The following is a 1,331-nucleotide window of genomic DNA, read 5'->3' on the forward strand; positions in this document are numbered from 1 at the left end:
GAACAGGTTGCGAAACGTGCCAATGAGCAGGAAAAACAGGCGGCATGAACATCAACCCCAAGTCAGAGGGTCCAATCGCAGATAGAAGGCAAGGCGTTCGCGGTCGGGGGCTTCGATCCCCAATACATTGAATAGGACAGCGAAGGCGCGCTCTGCTTCATCTGGCGCTGCCCAGTTCTCTTCGGCGTTAGCAATCATGAGTGCCAAATCGGCATAGCGATCTGCTGTTCCGAGCCGCCCAAGGTCGATCAGACCCGTGCATTGAAGAGTTTTAGGGTCCACCATGAAGTTCGGCATGCAGGGATCACCATGGCAAACAACCATATCGGTGCGCTCTTGGTCGAGCCGCACCGGTAGCTCTCGTTCGACACGAGCCAAAAGATCGAGCTGCGGCGTACTCTTGTCCTCGTCCGGTAAGAAGTCGGGATTGACGGCATTGCGGGACACCACATCAACGGCGCGTCCGAACATTCGCGACAGCCTGCGCTCAAACGGACATTGATCAACCGATAGGCTGTGAACAGCGCCAAGTTGCTGCCCCATTGACGGCCACGCTTTGAGCAAATCCGCTCCAGACAGATCAGCCGCCGGTACTCCCGGAATTGCCGTTATCACCAAGCATGCACCCTCCTGTTCCTCCTGCCAGTTGATCACCTCGGGGCAAGCCACACCTCGACCTTTGAGCCAAATGAGGCGGTCACGCTCTCCAGCGAGCTCACCGCGGCGGGAAGCAGGTGCGATTTTCGCGAAGGCATGCCCGTCACCACGTCGAAAAACAAAATCACCAGATTCTCCGCCTCTGACAGGCAACCAGTCAGAATGCGATTCACCAAAAAAAATATTAGTTCGATTCAATGGAGGTTCCTTCAGTTTTCTGATGAAGCGCGGAGGTGAGAGGTGGTCCCACTTGTTTGAACAACTAAAAGCTTATTTATAAGTGATACTCTGCTCTAGTTAAGCTACCTTATTTTGTTGTGGTAGCTGGTCATAGTAAAACTCATCTGGAGTCATTTTGTCCAGACTCGAATGAGGTCGTTTCAAATTATAAAATTCAAAATATGCGTTTAATTGCTTCTTCGCATCCAAAACATTGCTGTAGGCTTTGAGATACACCTCTTCATATTTAACGCTCCGCCATAATCGTTCAACCATCACATTATCAACCCATCGACCTTTACCATCCATACTGATTTGAATGCCATTTGATTTCAATACATCAATAAATGCATCACTGGTAAACTGACTGCCTTGGTCTGTATTAAAGACTTCAGGTCGGCCATATTTTTCAATAGCTTCATTTAATGTTTCTATGCAAAATGTAACCTCCATAC

At 49.4% G+C, this 1,331-nt stretch carries 2 protein-coding genes; both read right to left on the reverse strand.

Features of this window, described 5'->3' with window-relative positions; translation table 11 throughout:
- Window positions 1-51: 51 nt before the first annotated feature.
- Window positions 52-855 (reverse strand): aminoglycoside O-phosphotransferase APH(3'')-Ib, encoded by an 804-nt coding sequence (gene aph(3'')-Ib, locus HHA41_RS12955; RefSeq protein ID WP_001082319.1) that lies wholly within the window; start codon window positions 853-855, stop codon window positions 52-54.
- A gap of 99 nt (window positions 856-954) precedes the next feature.
- On the reverse strand, window positions 955-1,331 hold a 377-nt coding region (locus HHA41_RS12960; protein ID WP_168461956.1), incomplete at its 5' end, for an integrase core domain-containing protein.

This window comes from Acinetobacter sp. A1, assembly GCF_012371315.1.
In the GTDB taxonomy this organism is placed as follows: Bacteria; Pseudomonadota; Gammaproteobacteria; order Pseudomonadales; family Moraxellaceae; genus Acinetobacter.